This window comes from Halostagnicola kamekurae, assembly GCF_900116205.1.
GTDB classification, from domain to species: Archaea; Halobacteriota; Halobacteria; order Halobacteriales; family Natrialbaceae; genus Halostagnicola; species Halostagnicola kamekurae.
Window position 1 is genome coordinate 289,560 of sequence record NZ_FOZS01000002.1, and the last position, 15,393, is coordinate 304,952.

The following is a 15,393-nucleotide window of genomic DNA, read 5'->3' on the forward strand; positions in this document are numbered from 1 at the left end:
GGAAATACGCGTGTACCTCCCGCTTCCGGACGGGTTCGCCGTCCAAGCGTTCAATGCAGTAGCCACCATAGACCCCGTATGACCTACACCGTTTCCCGCGAGGTCCGGACGCTCGTCACCCTCCACGAAGGTACCGACACGACCGCCCGTAGCGAGGCGGCGTCCCAGCTCGCGGCGACGCTCGAGTCGCTGACCGAAACGACCGCTGTCCGGGCTAACGGGACCCTCGAGACGGCGGTCTACGAGCACCCGGCCGCGCCGTTCGACCCGTACACGATTGCAGTTTCGTTCCGCGCGGTCGTCGACGTCGAGGCGGCGTCGGCGGCGGAGGCGACCGATCGCGGCGCGGCGATCATCGAGGACGCCCTCGAGCGCTCGAGTCTCGAGTCCGTTTCGTATCCGTCGGAAGCGACGACGATAAAGAACTGATGGGGTTACGATACTGCCTTCGGTGAAAACCTATCATCAGATATTCGTTCATCCCTTCGTGAGCGTGTCATCGAATTTCCTCCCTACGATGCTAGTCAGCTCGAAGAAGTCCTCCGACAGCGTGTTGATACTGCCTTCTATGAGGATGTAGTCACCAACGCAGCAATCACCTATGCGGCCGCTCTTGGATCAAAGAACAGTGGCGATGCCCGAATGGTCCTCGACTTGATTCGGATTGCTGGCGACTACGCTCGTGAGCGAAGCGAGGACTATGTTACGGAAGATCTCGTTGATGAAGCAATGGACGAATACGAGATCGAACGGTCGATGTCGATATTAGCTGATCTGCCAGAAAACATCAAAATAGTCGTGTATGCCCTCGCAGTTCTCGAGGAGCGAGAAGGTGAGGAAGTGACGTCATCAATTCTCTACGAAATCTATAGTGATTTTGCACAGATGGTCGGGCACGATCCTGTTTCGGAACGTCGAGCACGGGACTACTATGGACGACTTGATGAGTTAAACATCATCGAATCCGAAGTAAAACACGATTCATCGGGAGGTCAGTACAAGACTCACTCGCTGAAACATCCTACCACCGAAGTACTCACAGCACTCGGCGATACTGTCGATACAATTGGAATTGACAAGAGCGTTCAGAACTTGATTGAAGAATAGAATTGATTCTTCAGACTCTGTTGAAATCATCTGCGGCTAACAAAGTTTGAGCGGAATCGGTAAGTACAGGGTAAGCAGTTATCGCTTGGTACTATCCAACCAGCGACCAAATCCCACCTATACCGCCGACTACGGCCATAGCTACTGTAAACCACACTAATCTATCATCTGGAGGAATATCGGCGGAGGAAGACGAGATGAATACTTCGTAGACCACTCCCGCAATCATTCTGAGTCCGCTAAGTAAGAAAAGCGCTGGGACGAGAGCTAGACCCCCAGATACGAGACTCGAGAGGCCCATCCCTCCAAGAATAGCACCACAGACGGCTAAGGATGCATAATAGAGACCTGTTTTAGCAATATCCATACCATCCGTTCCTATCGGTATATCTTTTTCTCCAGTACAAGACTCCACTCGACAGACGCTGATACATTCGCATCTGTAGTATGCATGTGTTTCAGACGGCACTGTCTAGTTCTGCACCTCCTCAATCGGCGTCTTTCCACCGAGAGCTTGGTGCGGTCTTTGACGGTTATAGTAGTGCACAAACTGTTCAAGCCACTCGCGGACGCTTGACCGACTGCCCACCCACGAGTTATGGAAGCGGTCGATCCGCATTTTGAGGGTGTGAAACCACTTTTCAATCAGGTTTCGGTCGGTGTATTCGACCCGACCGCTCAATCCTAATCGAGAGAGGGCAGTCCGATAGCCGAATTGATCGACAAGAAACTCAGCATCCGAGAGATCGTGTTTCTCACGGAGCCGATGCAGAAACGCAGCCGCTGGATCAGTGCCATGCCGACCAAACAACGCGACGTCAAGAATCAACTTTGTCTCGATGTCTATTGCAGCGTATAACCAAGACCGCTCACCGTTGATCTTGATAGCAGTCTCGTCAACCGCGACCCTTGACGGCGTCGCAGTCGGCGGGTCGTACCTGCTATCAGCCAGCCGATGCACCCAATTCCAAACCGCTCCGTGAGAACGTTTAACGCCTAATTCTGCTAGAATCGTTGTTGTCTCCCGAAGCGAACAACCGGTCTGATGGAGGCGGACGGCGAACGCCCTGACGGGCGTCGCCGTCCGCTCGTTCTCCCAAGGTTCTTCTAAATCCGCCGCATAGCTCTCGCTGAGCAGGTCTGCGAGCATCTTAGCCAATTCATCAACGACCTGCTCGTTTCTCAAACTGGCTCAACTAGACAGTGCCCGTCAAGGACAACGAGAGCAGTTCCGCCGATCTTGTCTAGTTGGTCGAAGAAAACGGAATAGACCTTACTCTCTGGGTGACCCGTTGAAGCTAAATAGTCCTCTGAATCCGGAATCAATTGGTTTGCGGGCACAGTCTAGTTTTGCACCTCCTCAATCGGCGTCTTTCCATCCAGAGCTTGGTGCGGTCTCTGGCGGTTGTAGTAGTGTATGAATTGTTCAAGCCATTCGTGTGTACTCGTCCGACTGCCCACCCACGAGTTGTGGAAGCGATCGATCCGCATTTTGAGGGTGTGAAACCACTTTTCGATGAGGTTTCGCTCGGTGTAGTTGACCTGACCGCTCAATCCCAATCGAGCAAGGGCAGTCCGGTAGCCGAACTGATCCACGAGAAATACGGTGTCGGAGAGATCGTATTTCTTGTCGAGTCGATGCAGAAACGCAGCTGCCGGATCGGTGCCATGTCGACCAAACAACGCGACATCGAGAATCAGCTTCGTCTCGGTGTCTATTGCAGCGTACAACCAAGACCACCCGCCGTTGATCTTGACAGCAGTCTCGTCAACCGCGACCCGCTTCGGCTGCGCCTCAGGCGGGTGGCACTCGCTATCAGCCAGCCGATGCACCCAATTCCAAACCGCTCCATGCGAGCGTTCAACGCCTAATTCCGCCAAGGTTGTAGTTGTCTCGCGGGGCGAACAACCGGTCTGATGGAGGCGGACGGAGAACGCCCTGATGGGCGTCGCCGTCCGCTCCCAAGATTCTTCTAAATCCGGGTCATAGCACTCGCTGAGCAGGTCTGCGAGCATTCTAGTCCAATTCACTCAACGACCTGCTCGTTCCTCAAACTGGCTCAACTAGACAGTGCCCCTTGACGAAATTGATCACGTAGCGAACATCGATACGTTCCTTTACAAAGCCACGCGCGCAGCAAGCTATGGCGATCTCACCGAAACAAAACTCGGTCTCATCGGGATCAGCACCATTCGATCAGAATAGAAGAGGGTAGCGAGACGGAAAGCGGTGGCCAGGGAAGGCGTTCGGCCCACTCAACTCCACAGCTTCGTCGCGTCGACGACGGCGAGTCCGTCCTCGGCTTCGACCTCGCAGATTCGACCGACGAGGTGTGCCTTGCAGTAGTACTCGACGGTTTCGATTCCCGTGTCGTTGTTCCGTATCACGAGTTGACACGCGTCGTCCTTCGAGCAATCTGCGGAACGCTCGCACATACGTGTTGGAGGTGATAATCCGCTCGTCAATAAGATGTTGTCGGTGGTCAGCCTCCGACAATTCATATGGGGGCCGATACCACGTAGCGCCGCTCGTCGAGCGGTCGGCTCACCGAGCCCGTTGCGAGCGACATCGTTCGAACGATCAGTTCTATCGGCGTCTCGAGCGCTGCGTCTGGGTTTCGGAGCCGTCTCGCGGTCGTATGTCCTCGATCGAACGCGACGCGGTGTCCCCGTCTCCCGTTCGACGTCGGGACCGTCGCTCCAGATGTATAATCCGAGAATCACGTTTTTCGGTTCGATAGCAATCTCGCTCGTGAGTACTGTTTGAATAATCCGTGGAGTATTTATTATTCGATCCTCAATAGCAGACTACCGCATACGGAGGATGAGTACCCATCGCTAGTCACCGCCCCGACTCCGGATACCGCCTCGACGAGATCGATCGCCGGATCATCTACGCGCTGATGGCCGACGCGCGAAACACCTCCGCTCCCATGATCGCCGAAGAGGTGAGCGTTTCGCCGGCCACGATCCGCAATCGCATCGACCAGCTCGAGGACCACGGGATCATCCGGGACTATCACACGTCGGTCGATTTCGAGCGGGCGGAGGGAGGGTTGACGACGCTCTTTCAGTGTAACGTCTCCGTCGAAAACCGCGAAGCGATCGCACAGCAGGTGAGCGCGATTCCCGGCGTGATCAACGTTCGGAAGCTGATGACCGGCAGACGGAACCTCCACGTCGTCGCCGTCGGAGCCGATACGCAGTCGCTCGAGCGGATCGGTCGCGCGCTGTCGGAACTCGGCGCGGAGATCGAGGACGAGGACCTCGTTCAAGACGAGATCTCTCGCCCGTACACGCCCTACGGGCCCGACGAGACGGCGACCGACCCGACGCCGACGGACGTGATCAGCCTGACCGGCGATGCGAACGTCGTCGAAGTCACCGTCAGTTCGGACTCCGAAATCCGCGGCTACACGCTCGAGGAAGCGGGCAGTCGCGGCGTCCTCCCCGACGACCTCCTCATCGTCGCGATCGAACGCGACGGCACCGTCTTGACCCCTCGCGGCGAGACGACGATCCGCGCGGACGACGTCGTCACCGTCCTGTCGCGCGACGGTATCGACGACCGGACACTGCACAGTTTCCGACCGCCCGCAGCCGAGCCCGTCTCGGACTCGGAACCGATCGATCCGTAATGAGTCTCAAAGACGTTCTCACCGGATTGCTGACCGACGACGGCCCGCACTACGAGTGTCGCAACTGCGGAACGACTCTCGAGGACGCCGAGGACAGCTGCCCGAACTGCGACTCGAGCGAAATCGCGACCTACGAGTTCGATTCGGATTCGTGAGCGTCGTTTCGAGCGAGTCCGGGTACTCTGCCGTCTTCGGACGCGCGAGTGCGTACTGTTTGCTTCCGGGAACGCGGACTGTTTGTTTCCGACGGGTGCGGCTTACGAGCGGATACCTGGGCGACGTAGTCAAGCCCTGACAACCGTCTCTTCACAGAAGCAGGGCGACGATCGCGAGGACGACGAAGAGCAACACGAAGATGCGGGCGATCTCCATCGAGATCCCGGCGACGCCGCGCGCGCCGACGGCGGCCGCGACGATCGCGAGGACGAAAAAGAGGATCGCCCAGTACAGGAATCCGCCGCCGCCGATCTGCAGGGGGGTCGCTACGTCGAACATAGCCGGTGCTCTGGCTGCAGCGAACATAAACTGTGACGACCGTCCCGAACCGTTCCGCTCGCTAACTCGCAACTACGACCGAGTAAGCCGCGCTTCACCGGTCGTCGGACTCCCTAATCGTCGCCGAAGAACGCCCGACAGAGTTTGGCCTCGGCGTTCCGGAGGTGCTCGTGAAACGTCGGACGGGAGACGCCCATGGATTCGGCGAGTTCCTCCCCAGTCGCGGGCCGGGGCCACTCGAAGTACCCGCCCAGGTACGCCCGCTGGAGCGCGGCGAACTGGCGTTCGGTGAGTTCCTCCTCGAGTCGACCGACGAACTCCGCCCGCGTTTCGGTGTCGGGCTCTCGGTGGTGGAACGAGCGAATGTCCGTCCCGTCGTAACGCGCCTCGATTGCCTCGATAATCGATCGGACGTCGGCCGATCGCGGAATCTCGAGCGTGAGTCGCGCCCGCCCGTCCTCGGCCGTGATCGCCTGCGTTCGAACCCCGCGATCGGAGAGCCACGCGACGACGTTCGTCTCTGTGGTCAGTTCCACCAGGCAGTCGCCGTCGCGTTCGACCAGCACCTCGAGGTCGACGCCGTCGACCGGGGCCGCCGAATCGGCGAGAGTCGCCGCGAACTCCGTCGAGTCGTCTGCCGACGCATCCGTCGCCGTAAACAACGAGGCGGTTTCCGCGCCCGTTCGATGGACGGACCGTCGATACTCGAGCCGACAGTTCGCGGCCTGCGCGACGGCGATCGGAGCGGCCGCGTCGTCCGCGATCTCGACGTCGACGGCGACAACGGCGTCGGTCGCGAGCATTCGGCTGGTTTCGCGGGCGTTGATACCGCTCGCCGCCGCGCGAGCGAGCGCCGAAAGGATGACCGTTTCTCGTTCGTCGAACGCCCGATCTGCGTCGGATAGGACGGTCAACACGCCGTATTCGATGTCGTTGTAAAACAGCGGGAATGCGGCCACCGCCGACTCGTCGACCGTCCCGGTCGCGACGGCCGTCGTCTCGAGTGTCTCCGCCGCGGGGTGGTCGTCGTCAGGGCTGAGCTCGTCGAACGCGTCGCCCGCGGCGGTCCGAACGTCGATCTCTCGAGTCGCGGGATTTCGTTCGCCGATCCACGCGCTCTCGTAGTCCGATTCCTCGACGATCCGGTCGCAGACGGCGGCCTCCAGCTCGCTGCGCGTTTTCGAGCCGACGACGGCGTCGGTGACGTCCTGGATCAGCCCCTCGACGCGCGCGAGCGTGTACTCGAGCTCCTCGGTTCGGCGCTCGGCCTCGAGTTCGGCCTCCTTGCGGGCGGTGACGTCGTTCTGGAACCCGACGTAGTTGGCGAGCTCGCCCCGGTCGTCGTAGACCGGTGCGATGGTGACTTCGTTCCAGAACTCCGTGCCGTCCTCGCGGTAGTTCCTGAGTTCGACGGTGACCGGTCGCTCCTCGTCGATCGCGGCCCGCATCTCGGCGACGGCCTCCGGGCTCGAGTCCGGTCCCTGTAGAAAGCGACAGTTCTGACCGACGATGTCCTCGAACGCGTAGCCGGTGAGTTCCTGGTAGGTGTCGTTGACGTAGACGAGCGGGTTGTCCGCGCGCGACGGATCGGAGATCGTCACGCCGACCGGGGCCTCGTTGACCGCGCGGGCTTTGACGGCCCTGTCCCCCGCCGGATCGTTCGTTCCGTTTCTTTCTGTGAACACGATCGTCGTACCGTCGACCCCGCGGTGAACGCGCGCGTCGTAGCGTCCGTGCTCGAGTTCGACCGTTCGAACCGTTCCGACCGTCGTCTCGCCGATCGCGTCGCCGAGCCGATCCCAATTCGCCTCGAACGTGTCTTTCCCACCGTCGGCGTCCGTGAGCGCGAACGCCTCGCGAGCGGCCGCGTTCGCGTAGGTGATCGCCCCGTCAGTTATCAACACTACCGGATCGACGACGTGCTCGAGCGCCGCCGGCGCGTTCGATGCCGAATCGGCGTCCCCGTCGCTCAGTTCCGTGTCGATCGTTCCCATAACCCTACGTACGTAGGCAGCATTATGAACTATTCCTTCGTAGCTCGTGAAGTACCCGCTCGAACTCGAGCCGTCGGATACGACCATCGCGATCGTTCGGGACTATGGTAGTCGCACCCACGGATTTATCACGATCGATGTTGTACAATATCGTATGTCCGCACAACGAAGTCGCTTCCCGTTCGATCGGCTTCGAGAGAAGCTAGACGACACCGAACTGCGCTGTCGCCAGTGTGGGTACGTCGATTCGGACGGCGGGTGGCGCGTGCGCACGAGCGGTGATCGGGTCTCCTACCGGCACGTTTGCCCGTCCTGTAACGCGATCGAAACGCGGGAACTTCGACTGTAGCGGGTCGATTTCACCAGACGGCGAATCTACCGCCTCGGATCCAAACGTTCCCGAACCGCTCGAGCGGCGGCGACGCGAGCGGCAACGAAGGCGCTTTAGGCGTCCGACCGCTTGACCCGACAATGAGTACTCCCACGCCCGAGGTCTACGAGCAGGGCAAGGGCATGGACGCCCACAATCAGGTGATGCGGGGGATACGCGCCGAGAAGGAAGCGAGTTACGACCCGCACCAACCGACCCGCGTCTGGCTCGATGAGGACAACACGCCCGACGGCGTCAAGACGAGCCTGACGATCATCCTGAACACCGGCGGCTGTCGCTGGGCCCGCGCCGGCGGCTGTACGATGTGTGGCTATGTCGCCGAGAGCGTCGACGGCGGTTCGGTCCCCCACGACGCGCTGATGGACCAGATCGACGTCTGCCTCGAGCACGAAGCCGAGAATTCCGACGAACCCGCCGACCTCATCAAGATCTACACCTCCGGGTCGTTCCTCGACGAGCGCGAGGTCGGCGCGGAAAGCCGCCGCGCCATCGCCGAGACCTTCGGCGACCGCGAGCGCATCGTCCTCGAGTCGCTGCCGGATTTCGTCGACCGCGAGAAACTCACCGACTTCACCGAGGAAGGACTCCAGACCGATATCGCGATCGGCCTCGAGACCGCCACGGATCGGGTTCGTCACGACTGCGTGAACAAGTACTTCGACTTCGCGGACTTCGAGGACGCCTGCGCCACCGCGGCCGACGTCGAGAACGCGGGGATCAAGGCCTACCTGCTGATGAAACCGCCGTTCCTCGCGGAATCCGAAGCCGTCGAGGACATGATCTCCTCGATCGAACGCTGTGCGGACGTTCCGGGCTGTCACACCGTCTCGATGAACCCGTGTAACGTCCAGCGCTACACCATGGTCGACGAACTCCACTTCAGGGACGGCTACCGACCGCCGTGGCTCTGGTCGGTCGCCCACGTCCTCGAGGAAACCGCCGACGTCGACGCCATCGTCGTCTCGGACCCCGTCGGGCACGGCTCCGACCGCGGCGCGCACAACTGCAAAGAGTGCGACGATCTGGTCCAGAAGGCGATCAAGGACTTCGACCTCCGGCAGGACCCCTCGGTCTTCGAGCAGGTCAGCTGCGAGTGCGAAGCGACCTGGGAGGCCGTGATGGACCTCGAGCGGGGCTACAACCAGCCGCTGACGCGGTAACGGCTCGACGGCAGTACGCCTAGGCGCCCACTTCTTTCGGATCTCGATCCCAGTGGCGGTGCGCTGCGATCGCGTCGACGAACGCCTCGCTGGCCCCTTCGAGATCCGCCCCATTGGGGGCCATCACGACTCCCCGATCCGTGACGACGCCTTCTCTGTCGTTCGCCACGTTGATTCCCGGCAATTCGACGGCCTCGAGCAGTTCGGTGCCCTCGCCGGCAGCGGCGATCGGTTTCTTGTGCTTGAACATCTCCGCGACGAAGTGTTTGGCAGTTCCTTGCTCGACGAGCGCATCGACGCTCCCTTCGCCGCCGGGGACGTAGACCGCGTCGAACAGCACGGACTCGGTCGTTCCGTGGCTCTCGTCGGCGTCGACCGTCTCACCGTTTGCCGCCTCGACGTCGCCGAGGAGTTTCGAGACGATCTCGACACGTGCGCCCTCGTCCTCGAGCGTCGATTGGATAGTCTCGAGGTGGTCGGCGTCGTACCCGTCGTCAACGAGCACGGCTACCTTCCGCGTCTCGATGGTATCTCGCGTCCGGTTTAGCATGCTCAGCGACGGATCCTCGTCGTCGTGGTCCGGAATTTCGTCCCCGGGTTCTTCGGGTGGTTCGACGCCGATCCCTTCGGCGACCCGCGTGGCGAACTCGTGGTCGACGTTGTTGAAGAGGTCGTAGACCGTCCGCTCGCGGATTTCCATGCGATCGACCTTCCCGAGTTCGAAGTGGGCAGCTTCGACGATGTTCTGTTTTTCCGTTTCGGTCATGCTGTTCCAGAACAGCCGCGCCTGCGAGAAGTGCTCCTCGAAGCTCTCGGATCGGTTGCGGATCTTTCGCCCGTCGATCTTTTCGGCGAAGTGCTCGTAGCCCCCCTCCTCTTCGGGCACCTCCTCGGGATAGTCGTCGCCGATCGAGTTGGGTTTGTACGACGCTTTGCCCGTATTGATCTCCTGGCGCATGAACCCGGCCCGCTGGTTGTTGTGCCGTTCTGTGACCGGCCGGTTGATCGGGATCTCGTCCCAGTTGGCGCTGTTGAAGCGGTTGAGCTGGGTGTCCTGATACGAAAAGAGTCGGCCCTGCAGAAGCGGGTCGTTGGTGAAGTCGATTCCCGGGACGACGTTACCGGGGTGGAACGCGACCTGTTCGACCTCGGCGAAGAAGTTGTCCGGTCGCTCGTTCAGGACCATCTTCCCGATCGGTCTGACCGGAACCTCCGTCTCGGGGATGATTTTCGTCGGATCGAGCAGGTCGAAGTCGAACTGATCCGCCTCGTCCTCCTCGACGATCTGGACGCCGAGTTCCCACTCGGGTTCGTAGCCTTCGTCGATGACCTCGTAGAGCCCCTCGCGATTGAAGTCAGGATTCTTGCCCGCGATCTTCTGGGTTTCGTCCCAGACGAGCTGATTTGTGCCGAGTTTCGGTTCCCAGTGGAACTTGACGAAGACAGACTCGCCGTCCTCGTTGACGAACCGGAACGTGTGAACGCCGAAGCCTTGCATCATCCGGAAAGATCGGGGGAGCGCCCGCCCGGAGAGCAGCCACATGAGCATGTGCGTGATTTCGGGCTTCAGCGAGGCGAAGTCCCAGAAGGTGTCGTGAGCGGAGGCCGCCTGCGGGATCGCGTCGTCGGGTTCGGACTTGATCGCGTGGACCAGGTCGGGGAACTCCATCGCGTCCTGAATGAAGAAGACCGGCATGTTGTTGCCCACGAGATCCCAGTTACCCTCCTCCGTGTAGAACTTGGTCGCGAAGCCACGAACGTCCCGTACCGTGTCCGCGGAGCCTCGAGAGCCGACGACCGTCGAGAATCGGGTGAACACGGGCGTCTTCCGGTCGGAATCTTGCAGGAACGACGCCTTCGTTAGCTCCGAGATGTCGTCGTACTCCCCGAGATCCGGATCTTCGTAGGGCTGGTAGTAGCCGTGTGCGCCCGTGCCGCGGGCGTGGACGACCCGTTCGGGGATCGACTCGTGGTCGAACTGGGTCATCTTCTCCCGGAAGTGAAAGTCCTCCATGATCGTCGGCCCGCGCTCGCTCGCCTTCAGCGAGTTGTCGGTGTCCGTGATCTTGACGCCATGGTCGGAGGTCAGCTGCTCGCCCTCCGGGTTCTCCCGGACCTCCTCGAGCTGGTCCTGTTTGCTCTCTCCGTCGACTTCGCCGCCGGCGTCATCGCTCGTTCCGGTCTGTCCGGACTCCGTCTCGTCGTCGGAACCGCCGTCGGTCATCTCCGCTGGGCTCGACCCGTCGGCCGATTCTTCTCGGCTCGATTCGGTCTCGTTCGCGTTCGATGGCTCCGCCTCGATATCGTCGCTCGAATCGTGTTCTGACATGATCGCGCTGTCTAACGGGCCATAACCAGCGGTAAAAGCGCTCGGCACTCCCTTGCAAGCCACAGACGAGCGGTCGGCGAATCGGCTTCGCTGCCGGCGGTCAGTCACCGTTCGGTCGCCGAAAAAAGCGCTGTCGTCTCGAAGCCGAATCAGGCGCTCTCGAGTCCCCGAAGCACGCCCTGGCCGTCGGTACCGCCGACGTCGGGGAGCGTGACGCGCTCGGGGTGGGGCATCAACACCGCGACCGAGTCTCGCTCGCCGAGCACGCCCGCGACACTGTGTTTCGAGCCGTTGGGGTTAGCATCCTCGGTCAGTTCGCCGTCTTCGTCGCAGTACCGAAAGAGAACGCGGCCTTCGCTCTCGAGTTCCTCGAGACGGTCGTCGTCGACCTCGTAGCGGCCCTCGCCATGGGCGATCGGGATCTCGAGGACGTCCCCCTCGTCGTAGGCCGCGGTCCAGGGCGTATCGTCGCGCTCGACGCGGAGGTAGACGTGTTCACACTGGAAGCGGGCGCTCTCGTTGGTCGTGAACGCGCCCTCGGTGAGCCCTGACTCGCAGCCGACCTGCGCGCCGTTGCAGACGCCCAGCACGGGCACGCCGTCGGCGGCGGCCTCTCGGATCTCGTCCATGATCGGTGACCGGGCCGCCATCGCGCCGGCGCGGAGGTAGTCGCCGTAGGAGAAGCCGCCGGGGAGGACGATCCCCGAGGTCTCGGCCGGGAGGCCGTCCTCGTGCCAGACGATCTCGGCGTCGATATCGAGGTGGGCGAGTGCGCGCGCGGCGTCCCGGTCGCAGTTCGAGCCGCCGAACCGGATGATTGAAACGGTCATGTCGATCTCACTCTCGTTGTGCCACGTCGACGTCGTAGTCGTGGATCGTCGGGTTCGCGAGCAGTCGCTCGGCCATCTCCTCGACCTCGGCGGCGGCGTCGCCCGCGCTCTCGGCCTCGAGGTCGATCTCGTAGCGGTCGGTCGAACGCAGCGCCTCGAGGTCGAAGCCCAGACGCTCGAGCGAACGCTTGGTGGTCTCGGCTTCGGGATCGAGGACGCCGTGTTTGAGACGAACCGTCACCGTCGCGGTGTAGGCAGTCATTACCTGAATCCCCGTAACCGTGCTCAAAAACCCTTTCGGGTTCTGTCTGTGATACACGTTCGTGGATATGATCGACGCTCGATACGCTTGCCCCCTCCGCCGACCCGTCCCAACCGCTCGCTGTCCGTCACGTGTGATCGGCCGACAATCCTTTCACCCCGAAAGACAGGGCTTTTCACGATACGTCGCATGAGACGGTACTGATGTTTCGAGATTCGCTCGAGCGGAGGTGGCAGCGATGACGACCGACGTAACTGAGATCACGGTCGTTGGGGACGACGATACCGGGCTGATCGCCCGAGTGACGAGCCTCCTCTTCGAGCGCGGGATCAATATCGAAGACCTCGATCAGGCCGTCAGAGACGGCGTCTTCCGGATGTACCTCGCCGTCGATACGAGCGAGATGGTCTGTACGAAAGACACGCTTCGAGATGACCTGGATCAACTGGGTGAAGACCTCGGGCTGGACGTGCAAGTCCGATTCCCCGCCGATCGGGACAACCAGCAGATCGCCGTCCTCGTCACGAAGGAGAGCCACTGCCTCGAGGCGCTGTTCGAGGCGTGGGCCAACGACGAACTGGGGGCCGACATCGGCGTCGTCATCGGGAATCACGACGACCTCGAGCCGCTTGCCGACCACTACGACGTGCCGTTTCACGACATCGGCACCGAGTCCGGCCAGCAGGACGAGGAACGACTCCTCGAGTTGCTCGAAGAGTACGACGCCGACCTGATCGTTCTCGCGCGATACATGCGGATCCTCAGCCCGAACGTCGTCTTCCGGTACGAGGATCGCATCATCAACGTCCACCCCTCCCTGCTCCCAGCGTTCCCCGGCGCGGAGGCCTACCGACAGGCCGTCGAGGAGGGCGTCCGCGTCGCCGGCGTCACGTCCCACTACGTCACGACCGACCTCGATCAGGGGCCGGTCATCACCCAGCGCGCCTTCGACGTGCCCGACGACGCCGACCTGGACGAGATGAAACGCCGCGGCCAGCCACTCGAGGCAGACGCCCTTCTCGAGGCCGTGCGCCTGCACCTCAACGGGGACGTCTCGGTCCACCGCGGTCGGACGACGGTCAGGGAGAACGGCGACGACTACCAGCTCGGCCTGCCCGAGGAGGTCGACGACTTCGTGCCGGATCGTCCGATCGACGGGATCGGAAGCGTCGTCGCCGACGAGTAACGGTTCGCAGAACTGGTTATTTTGTCCCTTCTGGATCCTTCTATCGATGGGGAGCCGCGGAAACATGAACGAGGTCAGTTGGTTTGACCGACGGAGTCCGCTGTTTTTCGCGTCGACTCAATTTTCTGAAGAACCGGTGAAAGTGAAGCGGCGAGAGAGCAGTCGATAGACGAGGGTCACTTCTTCAGACCGTTCGAGTAACTTGCTTCGATTCCTACCCGTTGGGGGTTGTTACCCCCCGCCCGTGACCGCTCACGACGAGGTACGTGGGACCGACCAGTACGATCGCTCCGAGGAGAAACGACTGGACGGTCAGTTGCAGTCGTTTTTCGTACGGTGTCAATTCGTCTAGGTCCGCGGACACGAGTGCAAGCAACTGGTATCCGCGTACCAGTGGGTTTCGCGATCGCGGACGTGATCGTTCGACCGTCATTCCTCGAAGTTGCCAGAACGACCAGCTGCTGTACGCAAGCGGTGACGCCCACATACCCACCCACGACCCGAGTAAGGCGAGAACGGGTGGATCACCCACCGAAAACTTCGGTGCGTCTGCGGGCAGCCACCAGCCCAGTGCTATGAGTCCCATCGTCGAGAGTACGAACGAACCTATGGATGCGACGAAGAGGATTCCGAAGGCACGTCCGAGTGAGTCGGGGCGAAACCGAGAATTCGCCCACTCCGATGTATCGTCATCGGTCGACTGCTCACACATACTCGTTCAGTGGTGAACGAGTTATTTATATATGGTTTCTGAAGCCGATAGAATGTAACTCGACCGCTTCCGCGGATGAGTCATGTTCGAAACTAGGTGTTCAGGACCGCCACTCCTCGAGACAGTCGTCGTCGCAGAAATTGCTGTAGGCCGCCTCGCCGTCCTCGAGGTTCGTTACGACTCGCCTGTTCGGACTCGCCTCGATCGGGTCGCCGCAGTTGTCACACCGTGGTCCGTCATCGTCGTCCGGTGAATCAGTCATGAGCGACACGTGGGCCGAAACGCACTTGAACGAACCTGTTGGGTCAGTATTGGCCACGAGAGCGAAATTCGACCAGCGGGCGTCTATCAGCCGTAATTCGTCGCTCATCGCGTTCTCTCTCGAGCACCCGATCTCACCTCGAGTCAGCGCGGACTGTGTTTCTTTCCAACAGAAACAGTAAGTACATAGCTCACCAATGCGTGGTCTCAGATGGAAGTCGCGCACTCCCGAGGGGGCGTACGAAAATGCCCCGGGTGCAGCAACACCCGAGACGTGGCTTCTAAACCCTACCGGGGTTTGTCAGCATGTCTGGATTACTTCTCCGCGGGCTTAAACGTCCCGTACGACAGTTGAATCAAACACCAACCACGCCGACAGCAACGCGTCTCGAGGTGATCGCCCGATGAGGGCCTCGAACGCCTCGCTCACCGTCGAAATCGTCGAGGCGCTCGAGTCGGCCGGACTCCCCAGCGACGAGTATCGCCTCGCCGACGAAATCGACCCCGAGGCGCTCGAACGGGTCGTCGACTCGGCCGACGACTCGCTCGAGATTCGGGTCTCGATTCGTGGCCGGACGCTCGTGGTGACGGCCGACGGCCCGCGGGTCGAATCCGACGGATCTCACGGTGAATCCGACGGGACTCGAGCCGACCGATCATGAGCGGCGACGATACCGGATCTCCGTCGCAGGACGACCGCGACTCGACGCCGGTCGACGACGCCGACGGCCCGTCGTTGCCCGACTGTCCGCGCTGTGGCGAGTCGGTCGCGCTCGTGACCAGCGGCGGGCCGATGGCCACCCAAGCACAGCCCTGTGGCTGCCGTGTCCGAAATCCCTCGCTCGAGGACTCGAGCGACGACTAGTCGGGAATCGACGCTCGAACGAGTACCTCGGTCGAGCGCCCGAGCCGCCAGCCCATCACTGCGATGGCAACTCGAGCGGCGCTGTGTCGCGTCGACTGGGTGTCTCGAGTTCCGATTCGGTCTCGAGCATCGAGCACGTATTTGACCGTCGTTCGCAGGTCGA

General features: G+C 61.2%; 20 protein-coding genes. 9 read left to right on the forward strand and 11 right to left on the reverse strand.

Annotated elements, in window-relative coordinates; all coding sequences use genetic code 11:
- Positions 1-78: 78 nt before the first annotated feature.
- Positions 79-429 carry a hypothetical protein gene (locus tag BM348_RS09305; protein ID WP_092904261.1) on the forward strand — a complete coding sequence of 117 codons (351 nt, stop codon included), beginning with the start codon at positions 79-81 and terminating at the stop codon, positions 427-429.
- Positions 430-498: 69 nt separating this feature from the next.
- Complete coding sequence (locus BM348_RS09310) at positions 499-1,107, forward strand: Cdc6/Cdc18 family protein (protein WP_394328102.1); 609 nt, start codon at positions 499-501, stop codon at positions 1,105-1,107.
- Positions 1,108-1,579: 472 nt separating this feature from the next.
- On the opposite strand, the gene BM348_RS09320 is transcribed toward BM348_RS09310, so the two are convergent.
- From BM348_RS09320 to BM348_RS09330, 3 genes are all read right to left on the reverse strand, one after another.
- Positions 1,580-2,257 carry an IS6 family transposase gene (locus BM348_RS09320; RefSeq protein ID WP_092904267.1) on the reverse strand — a complete coding sequence of 226 codons (678 nt, stop codon included), beginning with the start codon at positions 2,255-2,257 and terminating at the stop codon, positions 1,580-1,582.
- Positions 2,258-2,451: 194 nt separating this feature from the next.
- On the reverse strand, positions 2,452-3,123 hold the full coding sequence (locus BM348_RS09325; RefSeq protein ID WP_092904269.1) for an IS6 family transposase: 672 nt from the start codon (positions 3,121-3,123) through the stop codon (positions 2,452-2,454).
- Positions 3,124-3,363: 240 nt separating this feature from the next.
- Positions 3,364-3,543 carry a hypothetical protein gene (locus BM348_RS09330; protein ID WP_092904271.1) on the reverse strand — a complete coding sequence of 60 codons (180 nt, stop codon included), beginning with the start codon at positions 3,541-3,543 and terminating at the stop codon, positions 3,364-3,366.
- Positions 3,544-3,941: 398 nt separating this feature from the next.
- On the opposite strand from BM348_RS09330, the gene BM348_RS09335 reads away from it, so the two are divergent.
- Together BM348_RS09335 and BM348_RS21275 are read left to right on the forward strand one after the other, a co-directional pair.
- A complete protein-coding gene (locus BM348_RS09335) occupies positions 3,942-4,745 on the forward strand; it encodes an Lrp/AsnC family transcriptional regulator (RefSeq protein WP_281244699.1) in 804 nt (267 codons plus the stop codon).
- Positions 4,745-4,900: a hypothetical protein gene (locus tag BM348_RS21275; protein ID WP_175507146.1), complete on the forward strand. Its 156-nt coding sequence runs from the start codon at positions 4,745-4,747 to the stop codon at positions 4,898-4,900. Before BM348_RS09335 ends, BM348_RS21275 begins: the two co-directional genes overlap by 1 nt.
- 151 nt (positions 4,901-5,051) lie before the next feature.
- Here BM348_RS21275 and BM348_RS09340 read toward each other — a convergent pair whose 3' ends face one another.
- Positions 5,052-5,240, reverse strand: a complete 189-nt coding sequence (locus BM348_RS09340) for a DUF1328 family protein (RefSeq protein ID WP_050050185.1) — start codon at positions 5,238-5,240, stop codon at positions 5,052-5,054.
- A gap of 113 nt (positions 5,241-5,353) precedes the next feature.
- Positions 5,354-7,234: a bacterio-opsin activator domain-containing protein gene (locus tag BM348_RS09345; RefSeq protein WP_092904275.1), complete on the reverse strand. Its 1,881-nt coding sequence runs from the start codon at positions 7,232-7,234 to the stop codon at positions 5,354-5,356.
- Between the two features lie 154 nt (positions 7,235-7,388).
- Here BM348_RS09345 and BM348_RS09350 point away from each other — a divergent pair, with 154 nt between their 5' ends.
- Both BM348_RS09350 and BM348_RS09355 read left to right on the forward strand, forming a co-directional pair.
- Positions 7,389-7,583 carry an HVO_0649 family zinc finger protein gene (locus BM348_RS09350; protein WP_092905504.1) on the forward strand — a complete coding sequence of 65 codons (195 nt, stop codon included), beginning with the start codon at positions 7,389-7,391 and terminating at the stop codon, positions 7,581-7,583.
- Positions 7,584-7,705: 122 nt separating this feature from the next.
- Complete coding sequence (locus BM348_RS09355; RefSeq protein WP_092904277.1) at positions 7,706-8,785, forward strand: archaeosine biosynthesis radical SAM protein RaSEA; 1,080 nt, start codon at positions 7,706-7,708, stop codon at positions 8,783-8,785.
- A 19-nt stretch (positions 8,786-8,804) separates the two neighbouring features.
- Here BM348_RS09355 and BM348_RS09360 read toward each other — a convergent pair whose 3' ends face one another.
- The 3 genes from BM348_RS09360 to purS all read right to left on the reverse strand — a co-directional run bounded on the left by BM348_RS09360 (position 8,805) and on the right by purS (position 12,206).
- Positions 8,805-11,009 (reverse strand): catalase, encoded by a 2,205-nt coding sequence (locus BM348_RS09360; protein WP_394328103.1) that lies wholly within the window; start codon positions 11,007-11,009, stop codon positions 8,805-8,807.
- Between the two features lie 254 nt (positions 11,010-11,263).
- Positions 11,264-11,944 carry a phosphoribosylformylglycinamidine synthase I gene (purQ, locus tag BM348_RS09365; protein WP_092904281.1) on the reverse strand — a complete coding sequence of 227 codons (681 nt, stop codon included), beginning with the start codon at positions 11,942-11,944 and terminating at the stop codon, positions 11,264-11,266.
- Between the two features lie 7 nt (positions 11,945-11,951).
- Positions 11,952-12,206, reverse strand: a complete 255-nt coding sequence (purS, locus tag BM348_RS09370) for a phosphoribosylformylglycinamidine synthase subunit PurS (RefSeq protein WP_092904283.1) — start codon at positions 12,204-12,206, stop codon at positions 11,952-11,954.
- 238 nt (positions 12,207-12,444) lie between these two features.
- Between purS and BM348_RS09375 the strand changes: the two genes are divergently transcribed.
- Complete coding sequence (locus BM348_RS09375) at positions 12,445-13,392, forward strand: formyltetrahydrofolate deformylase (RefSeq protein WP_092904285.1); 948 nt, start codon at positions 12,445-12,447, stop codon at positions 13,390-13,392.
- 214 nt (positions 13,393-13,606) lie between these two features.
- Here the strand turns inward: BM348_RS09375 and BM348_RS09380 are convergent, their stop codons facing one another.
- Both BM348_RS09380 and BM348_RS21280 read right to left on the reverse strand, forming a co-directional pair.
- Positions 13,607-13,879, reverse strand: a complete 273-nt coding sequence (locus BM348_RS09380) for a hypothetical protein (RefSeq protein WP_175507147.1) — start codon at positions 13,877-13,879, stop codon at positions 13,607-13,609.
- A 325-nt stretch (positions 13,880-14,204) separates the two neighbouring features.
- Positions 14,205-14,366, reverse strand: a complete 162-nt coding sequence (locus BM348_RS21280) for a DUF7576 family protein (protein WP_175507148.1) — start codon at positions 14,364-14,366, stop codon at positions 14,205-14,207.
- 403 nt (positions 14,367-14,769) lie between these two features.
- Here BM348_RS21280 and BM348_RS09390 point away from each other — a divergent pair, with 403 nt between their 5' ends.
- Together BM348_RS09390 and BM348_RS09395 are read left to right on the forward strand one after the other, a co-directional pair.
- The gene (locus tag BM348_RS09390) at positions 14,770-15,027 is read left to right on the forward strand and encodes a HalOD1 output domain-containing protein (protein ID WP_092904291.1); all 258 of its coding nucleotides are present in this window, start codon (positions 14,770-14,772) and stop codon (positions 15,025-15,027) included.
- Complete coding sequence (locus BM348_RS09395) at positions 15,024-15,230, forward strand: hypothetical protein (protein WP_092904293.1); 207 nt, start codon at positions 15,024-15,026, stop codon at positions 15,228-15,230. Before BM348_RS09390 ends, BM348_RS09395 begins: the two co-directional genes overlap by 4 nt.
- On the opposite strand, the gene BM348_RS21285 is transcribed toward BM348_RS09395, so the two are convergent.
- Positions 15,227-15,367 carry a hypothetical protein gene (locus BM348_RS21285; RefSeq protein ID WP_175507149.1) on the reverse strand — a complete coding sequence of 47 codons (141 nt, stop codon included), beginning with the start codon at positions 15,365-15,367 and terminating at the stop codon, positions 15,227-15,229. The genes BM348_RS09395 and BM348_RS21285 overlap by 4 nt on opposite strands.
- Between the last annotated feature and the right edge of the window lie 26 nt (positions 15,368-15,393).